At 67.9% G+C, this 8,992-nt stretch carries 8 protein-coding genes; 4 read left to right on the top strand and 4 right to left on the bottom strand.

Annotated elements, in window-relative coordinates; genetic code table 11:
• Window positions 1–99 precede the first annotated feature (99 nt).
• The 3 genes from J8I34_RS01265 to waaA are packed head-to-tail and all read left to right on the top strand — an operon-like array spanning window position 100 to window position 3,891.
• Window positions 100–1,485: a phosphomannomutase/phosphoglucomutase gene (locus tag J8I34_RS01265; RefSeq protein ID WP_029045421.1), complete on the top strand. Its 1,386-nt coding sequence runs from the start codon at window positions 100–102 to the stop codon at window positions 1,483–1,485.
• On the top strand, window positions 1,466–2,602 hold the full coding sequence (gene waaC / locus J8I34_RS01270; RefSeq protein ID WP_029045422.1) for a lipopolysaccharide heptosyltransferase I: 1,137 nt from the start codon (window positions 1,466–1,468) through the stop codon (window positions 2,600–2,602). Before J8I34_RS01265 ends, waaC begins: the two co-directional genes overlap by 20 nt.
• Window positions 2,602–3,891 carry a lipid IV(A) 3-deoxy-D-manno-octulosonic acid transferase gene (gene waaA / locus J8I34_RS01275; protein ID WP_029045423.1) on the top strand — a complete coding sequence of 430 codons (1,290 nt, stop codon included), beginning with the start codon at window positions 2,602–2,604 and terminating at the stop codon, window positions 3,889–3,891. The genes waaC and waaA overlap by 1 nt, the downstream gene beginning before the upstream one ends.
• Before the next feature lie 9 nt (window positions 3,892–3,900).
• Here the strand turns inward: waaA and J8I34_RS01280 are convergent, their stop codons facing one another.
• Window positions 3,901–4,953 carry a glycosyltransferase family 4 protein gene (locus tag J8I34_RS01280; RefSeq protein ID WP_245175714.1) on the bottom strand — a complete coding sequence of 351 codons (1,053 nt, stop codon included), beginning with the start codon at window positions 4,951–4,953 and terminating at the stop codon, window positions 3,901–3,903.
• A 310-nt stretch (window positions 4,954–5,263) separates the two neighbouring features.
• On the opposite strand from J8I34_RS01280, the gene J8I34_RS01285 reads away from it, so the two are divergent.
• Window positions 5,264–6,106 carry an META and DUF4377 domain-containing protein gene (locus tag J8I34_RS01285; RefSeq protein ID WP_209805171.1) on the top strand — a complete coding sequence of 281 codons (843 nt, stop codon included), beginning with the start codon at window positions 5,264–5,266 and terminating at the stop codon, window positions 6,104–6,106.
• Window positions 6,107–6,222: 116 nt separating this feature from the next.
• Here the strand turns inward: J8I34_RS01285 and J8I34_RS01290 are convergent, their stop codons facing one another.
• The 3 genes from J8I34_RS01290 to J8I34_RS01300 form a co-directional block, all read right to left on the bottom strand.
• Entirely contained in the window at window positions 6,223–7,731 is a 1,509-nt protein-coding gene (locus J8I34_RS01290) for a TolC family outer membrane protein (RefSeq protein ID WP_209805172.1), read from the bottom strand.
• Window positions 7,732–7,843: 112 nt separating this feature from the next.
• Window positions 7,844–8,167 (bottom strand): rhodanese-like domain-containing protein, encoded by a 324-nt coding sequence (locus J8I34_RS01295; protein WP_029045428.1) that lies wholly within the window; start codon window positions 8,165–8,167, stop codon window positions 7,844–7,846.
• 13 nt (window positions 8,168–8,180) lie between these two features.
• A complete protein-coding gene (locus tag J8I34_RS01300; protein WP_029045429.1) occupies window positions 8,181–8,834 on the bottom strand; it encodes a protein-L-isoaspartate O-methyltransferase family protein in 654 nt (217 codons plus the stop codon).
• Between the last annotated feature and the right edge of the window lie 158 nt (window positions 8,835–8,992).

Raw genomic sequence — 8,992 nt, forward strand, 5'->3', positions numbered from 1 at the left:
GGGAAGCCGCCCTCGATTTCAAATCCGGCACAATAGCGGCTGAGTTGACTTTTTGCGACTGCGACAGACCGTCGCGCTGTCGCGTATATGGGAAAAAATATGGCAATCGACCCCTCCATTTTTAAAGCCTATGACATCCGCGGCATCGTGGGCAAAACGCTCACGCGCGAGGTCGCACGCCAGATTGGTCTGTCGTTCGGCTCAGCGGCTGTGGAACTGGGTGAGAACTCCATTGTGGTCGGCCGCGACGGGCGGCTTTCGGGGCCTGAGCTGATCGACGGCCTGGTTGAGGGGCTGCGCTCCGCAGGCCTCGACGTGATCGACGTCGGCATGGTCGCCACCCCGATGGTCTACTTCGGTACCAACATCGAGCTCAATGGCGTCCGTGCCACCTCGGGCATCATGGTCACTGGCAGCCACAACCCCCCCGACTACAACGGCTTCAAGATGGTCCTCGCCGGCCAGGCCATCTACGGCGAGCAGATCCAGGGCCTGAGCCAGCGCATTGAGGCGAGTGACTTCACCAGCGGTGCAGGCACCTACCAGAAAGTCGATGTGCGTCAGAAGTACCTCGACCGCATCACGAGCGACGTCAAGCTCGCCCGTCCGATGAAGATCGCCCTCGACGCCGGCAATGGCGTGGCCGGCGCCTTCGTTGGCGACCTGTTCCGCGGCCTGGGCTGCGAAGTGACCGAACTGTTCTGCGACGTGGACGGCAATTTCCCCAACCACCACCCCGATCCGGCGCATATCGAGAACCTGCAGGACCTGATGAAGACCCTGCGCGAGACCGATTGCGAGCTGGGCCTGGCCTTCGATGGCGACGGCGACCGCCTGGGCGTGGTCACCAAGGACGGCCAGGTGATCTTCCCGGACCGCCAGCTGATGCTGTTCGCCGAGGAGATCCTGTCGCGCAATCCCGGTGCGCAGGTGATCTACGACGTGAAGTGCACCGGCAAGCTGGCCCCGTGGATCCGCGAGCACGGCGGCGAGCCGCTGATGTGGAAGACCGGCCATTCGCTGGTCAAGGCGAAGCTGAAGGAGACCGGTGCGCCGATCGCCGGCGAGATGAGCGGCCACGTGTTCTTCAAGGACCGCTGGTATGGCTTTGACGACGGCCTGTACACCGGCGCGCGACTGCTGGAGATCCTGTCGCGCCACGCCGACCCGAGCGCGGTGCTGAATGCGCTGCCGAACGCCAACAACACGCCGGAGCTGCAGCTCAAGTGCGCCGAAGGCGAGCCCTTTACGCTGCTCGACAAGATCAAGGCGAACGCGAAGTTCGAGGGGGCGCGCGAGGTGAACAAGATCGATGGCGTGCGCGTGGAATACGCCGATGGCTTCGGCCTGGCGCGTCCGTCGAACACCACGCCGGTGGTGGTGATGCGTTTCGAGGCGGACAACGACGCCGCGCTGGGGCGCATCCAGGCCGAGTTCAAGCGTGTGATCCTGGCCGAGAAACCGGATGCTCAACTCCCGTTCTGAGCGCACGGCGGTGCCGCCGACACCGCCACCTTCGCCCGATGCGGTCGGCGCGGCCGGCGTGGCGCAGTCCATGCCGGCCGCGGTGCCGTTCGCGCTGCCGCTTACGTTGCCGGATAAGCCGCGCATCCTGCTGGTCAAGGTGTCGTCGCTCGGCGACGTGGTGCACAACATGCCGCTGGTGCACGACCTGCGCGCGCGCTGGCCCGGTGCCGAGATCGACTGGGTGGTGGAAGAGGGCTATGTGGAGCTGGTGCGCCTGTTGCCCGAGGTGCGGCGGGTCATCCCGTTCGCGCTGCGGCGCTGGCGCAAGCGCATCCTGCAGGGCGCGACCTGGCAGGAAATGGGCGCCGTGCGCGACGCCTTGCGCCAGGAGCGCTACGACGCCGTGATCGAAAGCCAGGGCCTGCTCAAGACTGCGGTGGTGGCGCGCGTGGCGACGCGCGCGCCGGGTGCGCCGATCATCGGGCTGGGCAATGCGACGCAGGGCTCGGGCTATGAGCCGGCGGCGCGCCTGTTGTACACCGATGCGGTGCGGGTGCCGCGGCAGACCCATTCGGTGCGGCGCTCGCGTCTGCTGGGCGCGGCGCTGACCGGGATCGCGCCGGCGGAGCCGCCGCAGTTCTTCGGGCCGGCGGCGCAGTCGCTGCATGCGGACGATCCGTTGTGGGCGGACCTCCCCGCGCGCTATGCCGTCTGCTTCCACGCGACAGCTGGGGCGCGCAAGAAGTGGGCGGTGCAGAACTGGCACGCGCTGGGCAACCGCCTGGCTGCTGAAGGGTTGACGATGCTGCTGCCGTGGGGCAACGACAAGGAGCGCCAGGCCGCCGAGGAGATCGCCGCGGGCGTGCCGCAGGCCCGCGTGCTGCCGAAGTTCTCGGTGATGCAGGGATTTGGCCTGATCAACCGTGCCGAAGTGGTGATCGGGGTCGATACGGGTCTGGTCCATATCGCCGCGGCGCTGTGCCGGCCGACGGTGGAAATCTATACCGCCACGTGGCGCTGGAAGACGGAAGGGTATTGGTCCGGCCGCATCGCCAACGTCGGCGACGACGGCGTGGTGCCATCGGTCGATGAAGTCTATGAGGCCGCCCGCCGCGTGCGCGGGGTGGCTGCCTGATGCTGCGCCTGATCTATAGCCTGCTGTGGGTGGCGGTGCTGCCGCTGGCGCTGTTGCGGCTGGCATGGCGCGCGCGCAAGGAGCCCGGCTACCTGCACCATGTCGGCGAGCGGCTGGGCGTGTATGGCAGCCTGCCGAACCAGGGGCCATGGCTATGGGTCCACGCCGTGTCCGTGGGCGAGACCCGTGCCGCGCAGCCGCTGATCGAGTCCTTGCTCCGCGCCTATCCGCGCCACCGCCTGCTGTTGACGCACATGACGCCGACCGGGCGCCAGACCGGCGCGCAGCTGTTCGGCAACGAGCCGCGTATCGTGCAGTGCTACCTGCCGTACGACCTGCCCTGGCTGGTGCGGCGGTTCTTGCGGTATTTCCGGCCCGAGGCGGGGATGCTGATGGAGACCGAGGTGTGGCCCAATGTGGTGCACGGCGCGCGCAAGGCGGGTGTGCCGTTGTACCTGGTCAATGCGCGCCTGTCGCCGCGCAGTTTCCGGCGCACGGCGCGCTTCGGACGCGCGGCTTCGGCGATGTACCGCGACTTCGCGGGTGTGCTGGCGCAGACTGCTGGCGATGCCGAGCGCTTTCGCGCACTGGGCGTGCCGGCCGTGCAGATCACGGGCAACCTCAAGTTCGACATGCAGCCGCCAGCGGCCGGCATGGCGCTGGGCGAGCGGCTGCGCAAGGTCTTCAATGGCCGCCAGGTGCTGGCCGCCGCCAGTACCCGCGAAGGCGAGGAGCCGCTGCTGCTCGACGCCTTCTCACGCTGGCAGTCGCTGGCCGGCGACGTGCCGCGCCCGGCGTTGCTGCTGATCCCGCGCCATCCGCAGCGCTTCGATGAAGTGGCGGCAATGGCTGGGCGCGCCGGGTTCTCGGTGGCGCGCCGCAGTGCGCTGAATCTCGATGGCGAGACGGCACCCGTGGACGCGGATATCCTGCTCGGTGATTCGATGGGCGAGATGGCGATGTACTTCGCCGCATCGGACCTCGCCTTTATCGGCGGCAGCCTGTTGCCGCTGGGCGGACAGAACCTGATCGAGGCGTGCGCGGTCGGCACGCCGGTGCTGATCGGCCCGCATACCTTCAACTTTGCGCAGGCGACCGAAGACGCCATTGCCGCAGGCGCCTGCCTGCGCGTGGACAATGCCGATGAACTGGTGCGCAGCGCCGGCAGCGTGCTGGCGGACCGCGCGCGGCTGGCGGATATGCGGGCGCATGCGCAGACCTTTGCCGGGCTGCATCGCGGCGCTACCGTGCGCACGCTGGCGGCGCTGGCGCCGGTACTGGAAGACTAAGCGGCCAGGTCAGGGTTCCGCCGGAGCCGGTGGCGTCCTGACCAGCGCATCCCACTGCAGCGCGATCCGCTCGAGCGCAAAGCCGGCTGCCTTGCGGCGGCCGGCGTCGGCGAGGCGAGTAGCGGTCGCCGGCTCGCGGATCACGGTCAGCAGCGCTTGCGCAAGCGCATCCGCATTGCCTGTCGCGACCACCAGCGCGTCTTGGCCGGGCGTCAGCAGTTCGCGCGGGCCCGTTTCGCAATCCGTCGAGACGATGGGCAAGCCGAACGCCATGGCTTCGATCAGCACCAGCCCGAAGCCCTCATATCGAGAACTCAGGCAGAACACCGACGCGCGCCCGTACGCTTGCTGCGGATCGTGGCAAATGCCCGGCATGCTGACGCGATCCTGCAAGCCCAATTCAACAATCAGCGCACGCAGGGCAGGGCGCTCCTTGCCCTCGCCGTGGATCAGCAATTGCCATCCCGGCGCCTGCGCGGCGACCTGCTGCCACGCATGCAGCAGCACATCGAACCCCTTGGCCGCAACCAGCCGGCCCATGGCGAGCACCGTCTTCTGCGTGCGCGGCGCAGATGCGGGCGGCATCGGGAATGGCAGGGGGTTTGGCAGGCAGACGATATCGCTGCGCGGCTGCAGCGCTTCGCGCCAGCGCTGGCGGTCCCGTTCCGTCAACACCACGACCTGCCGGCAGAAGCGTGCCGCGAGCCGCCGCGCCAGTTTGCGCGCCGGCTTGCCGAGGTCTTCGTCGAAGTGGCAGTGCTCCCAGGCGATATGGTGCAGGCCAAGGCCAGCGGTGGCGGGCAGCACAAACAGCGCGAGCATGGTGTCAACCTGCACCAGCACTTCGGTCCGGTGCGCCCGGCAATGGCGGCGGATGCCGGCCGCGGTGGCCAGGTAAGCCCGCTTGAATGAAGGCCGCTGGGCAAACAGCGCTTCATGCCGGATACGCGGATCGAGCGCGAACTGGCTGGCCTGGTCCCACAGGCTCAGAATGGTCACGTTATGGCCGAGCGCGGCCAGCGCATTGGCGACCGTCGCCGTCATGCGTTCGGCGCCGGCCATGGCGTTCAGCGTGCCGGTCAGGAAGCAGATATTGCGGCCGGAAGGCGAGGGATGCGTGGTGGTGGGCAAGGCGATCTGGGCGATCCGAAGTGTTCTGAGGCACCCGGGGACACGAAAGGTAGCGGCCGGCATCCGGCCGCGGCGAGACATGGGGCGCACGTTACACTAGACGGCAGCATTGTGCAGCCGGCAATGCTGAAACTTGCATGATTCCGCCAGGCTCTAAGCCAGCATGAAGCGCGGACGCTGCGGTGCGATCGTCAATCGATTGCCAGCGGCGTTCCCGCCCAAGTTACAGGAGCTCACCGATATGCAGACATCCCTTCGCGGCATATGCCGGAAAACCGGCGGGAACATCGGCCTGCGCAGCGCGGCCGTTGCGCTTGCCACCGCCGCCGCCACACTTGCTGCCTGCGCCACCGCCCCGGCCCCCGGCCTGCCCAGCGCCGGCGCCAACCTCAACCAGACGCAGCCGACCGGTCCCAGCCGCTGGGAACTGGTGCGCTGGCAGCAGGCCGACGGCACGTTGCGCGACATCCCGCATGGCGACAACGGCGAGCCCATCATCTTCGAGTTCAGCGAGGGCATCGATGCCGCGCAGGGCACGGTGAGCGGCACCAGTGGTTGCAACCGCTTTACCGGCAGCTACGGCAAGACCGACACCGGCGTGCGCTTCGATCGCGTCGCCGGCACGCGCATGGCCTGCCCGGCGCCGCGCATGGAACTGGAGTCGGCGTTGCTCAAGGCGATGCAGGCGTCGTTCACCACCGTCGGCACGCAGCCGTCGGCGGGCAGCGCCGGACGGCAGGTGATCTGGAAGACCGCCAGCGGCGACCTGCTGCAGTTTGCCGAGCGCGAAGGCGTGGGCAGGCGCGGCGCGAGCGCTGCGGCGGGCGGCGTGGAGAAGATCGTCTATATCGATTCGCAGCGCGTGGAGTGTGCGGGCGTCGGCAAGATGATGTGCTACCGCTGGCGCGAGTCGCCGGATGCGCCGTGGCAGCTCTGGTACGGGCCGATCGAGGGGCTGGATTTCGAGCAGGGGGTTTCGTACAAGGTGCGCGTGCGCGAATACCAGGTGCCGAATCCGCCGGCGGATGCGTCGTCGATACGGTGGGAGTTGCTGAAGGTGGAGTCGCGGACGAGGGGGCAGTAGCTGCTGGTTTCTCCCCTCTCCCGCAAGCGGGAGAGGGGAGCAAACAAGTTGTCGCCGGCATCCCCCACAAAGCAAACGGGCCGCAATTGCGGCCCGTTTGCTTTGTGTCAGTGGAATCAGGATCGCGGCGTCCCGCCATCGCGCCGCACACCGCGGCGATCCGCGGTGGCCGCCGCCTTTGCCGGCGCCTTGCCGCCAGCCTGCGCCGGCACCGGCAGCTTGTACATCGACCCCGGCACCGAAGTCAGCAGCGTATTGATCTGCACCACATCCGCTTCCTGCAGCACCCCGGTGGAAGCCTTCAGCCGCAAGCCGTTCATGATGGTGTCATAGCGCGCCTTGGCCAGGTCGCGCCGTGTGGAGAACAGTTGTGCCTCGGCGTTCAGCACATCGATATTAATGCGGACGCCAACCTCGTAGCCCAGTTGGTTCGATTCCACCGCGCTCTGCGCCGAACGCTCCGCCGCTTCCAGCGCCTTCACCTGCGCCAGGCCGTTGGAGACCCCGGAGTAGGTCTGCCGCGCCGTCTGCGCGGCCGTGCGGCGCGCGAACTCCAGGTCGCTGGCGGCCTTGTCGGCCAGCGCGATGGTTTCACGCACGCGCGACTGGATCTGGCCGCCGGAGAAAATCGGCATGGTCAGCTGCACGCCGATCTGCGACGCGTTGTAGTGCGTCGAGATCGCCTGCGTGGCGCTGCCGGTCTGGTTGTTGAAGCCGTACGACGCCACCAGGTCGACCGACGGCAAATGCCCGGCCTTGGCCTTGTTGGTCTCGCGCTGCGCGGTTTCCAGGTTGTAGCCGGCCAGGTTGACCTGCGGGTTGCTGGTCTCGGCCTGCGCGGCCCAGGCGTTGACGTCGGGCGGCTGCGGGCCGGGGATGGGCGCCTCGGAGCGCAGGCCCATCAGTTCGTCGACCGGCTTGCCGGTGATCTGCTGCAGCGTGGCGCGCCGGATCTCCAGGTCGTTCTGCGCGGCGATCTCGGTCGAGGTGGCCAGGTCGTAGCGCGCCTGGGCGTCGTTGGCATCGACGATGGTGGCGGTGCCGACCTCGAAGTTGCGCTTGGCCTGCTCCAGCTGCTCGCCGATCGCCTTCTTCTGCGCGCGCGCCAGGTACAGGTTGTCCTGCGCGGCGAGCACGTCGAAGTAGGCCTGCGCGCTGCGCGTGATCAGGTCGAGCTCGGCCTGGTGGAAGGTGACTTCGCCCGCCATCGCGGCCAGCTCGCCCTGCTTGTAGGTTTCCCAGCGGTCCCAGCGGAACAGCGGCTGGCTCAGCTGCAACTGCCAGTTGTTGTTGTTGAAGAAACGCGTGCCCGAAGCGCTGGGCGAGCCGGCGATCGGCAGCGAGGCGGTCTGGTCGAGCTTGGTGCGGTTGGCGCCGGCGGTGCCGACAATCTGCGGCAGCAGCCCCGCGCGGCCCTGCGGCAGCTTCTCGCGCGTGGCGAGCAACTGCGAGCGGGCGCTGGCGAACTGCGCGTCATTGGATTGCGCATCGCGATAGACCTGCAGCAGGTCGGCCGCGCCTGCCGGTGCCGCGGGCAGCATGGCAAGCAGCGGAGCAAGCAGGGTAGCCGCGATCGCCAGGCGTGTCCGGATCGCTCCGGGCAGGGCGTTGGGCGCAAACGTCATGACACCTCCAGGTTGCCGGGCGCGGGCCGCGGCTACGGTCGTTTCTTCTTCGGAATGCTGCTTGCGGTGCGAACGAAAGCGGCCGGCCCGCGTGGGCAGGCCGCGGCTCGCTTCAGTACTTCGGCATCGCCGGGTCCACCTCGCTGGCCCAGGCGTCGACGCCGCCGGTCAGGTTGTAGACCTTGGCGTAGCCCTGGCGCTCCAGGAACGCGGCCACCTGCATGCTGCGCATGCCGTGGTGGCAGATGCAGACGATGTCGGCGTCTTCATCCAGTTCGGCGGCGCGTGCCGGGATGTCGCGCATCGGGATATGGGTGATGCCGGGCATGGCGCAGGTCTGCACCTCCCAGCCTTCACGCACGTCCAGCAGGACCGGCCTGGCGCGGCTGGTATCGGCCATCCACTGGGCCAGTTCGGTCGGCTTGATCACCTGCATGATGGAACGGTCCTCAGAACTGGAACTGCGACGGACGGGCCGCGCCCTGCAGGGGCTTGACCGCCGTCTCGAACAGGTTGACGACCTGGTACTCGGTCTCGGACACGCGCGTGATGAGGCGCGCTTCCATTACCGGCAGTTCGCCCACGAAGGCGGCGATGCGGCCGCCCACCTTGACCTGCGACAGGATCGACTGCGGCAAGGCCGGCAGCGAGCCCGAGATGCAGATCACGTCGTACGGCGCCGCGGCGGCCCAGCCGTCGGCGGCATTGCCTTCGGCGACGTCGACGTTGGTGACGCCGGCGTTGGCCAGGTTGGTGCGGGCCAGCTCCACCAGCTCGGGCACGATGTCCACGGTCAGCACGTGGCGCGCGCGGTTGGCCAGCAGGGCGGCCATGTAGCCGGAGCCGGCGCCGATTTCCAGCACGTTCTCATGCTTGCGCACGGCCAGGTCCTGCAGGATGCGCGCTTCGACCCGCGGCGGCAGCATGTTCTGCCCGGCGGGCAGCGGAATCTCCATGTCGACGAACGCCAGCGAGGCGTACGCGGCCGGGACGAACTGCTCCCGCTTGACCACCGCCAGCAGGTCCAGGATTTCCTGGTCCAGCACGTCCCACGGGCGGATTTGCTGTTCGATCATGTTGAATCGGGCTTTTTCGAGATCCATCTTGCCATTCCTTACCAAGGCCAACCGCTGTCGTTCTGTGCGCCGGCCGCGCGGTGCCCACGGCCGGACAGTCTTGTCTAACAGGCTGCTGAAGTACTAGCCGCGCAAAAAGCGAAGCTTGCCTCTACAAGGCTGAAGGGCTCGCTATTTTTCACAAT

Source organism: Cupriavidus phytohabitans (assembly GCF_017815025.1).
GTDB lineage: Bacteria > Pseudomonadota > Gammaproteobacteria > Burkholderiales > Burkholderiaceae > Cupriavidus.

Coding starts and splice junctions, on each gene's coding strand:
- waaA (WP_029045423.1), top strand. CDS start 2,602: ATGCTGCGCCTGATCTATAGCCTGCTGTGGGTGGCGGTGCTGCCGCTG.
- J8I34_RS01265 (WP_029045421.1), top strand. CDS start 100: ATGGCAATCGACCCCTCCATTTTTAAAGCCTATGACATCCGCGGCATC.
- J8I34_RS01295 (WP_029045428.1), bottom strand. CDS start 8,167: ATGCAGGTGATCAAGCCGACCGAACTGGCCCAGTGGATGGCCGATACC.
- J8I34_RS01285 (WP_209805171.1), top strand. CDS start 5,264: ATGCAGACATCCCTTCGCGGCATATGCCGGAAAACCGGCGGGAACATC.
- J8I34_RS01290 (WP_209805172.1), bottom strand. CDS start 7,731: ATGACGTTTGCGCCCAACGCCCTGCCCGGAGCGATCCGGACACGCCTG.
- waaC (WP_029045422.1), top strand. CDS start 1,466: ATGCTCAACTCCCGTTCTGAGCGCACGGCGGTGCCGCCGACACCGCCA.
- J8I34_RS01300 (WP_029045429.1), bottom strand. CDS start 8,834: ATGGATCTCGAAAAAGCCCGATTCAACATGATCGAACAGCAAATCCGC.
- J8I34_RS01280 (WP_245175714.1), bottom strand. CDS start 4,953: ATGGCCGGCGCCGAACGCATGACGGCGACGGTCGCCAATGCGCTGGCC.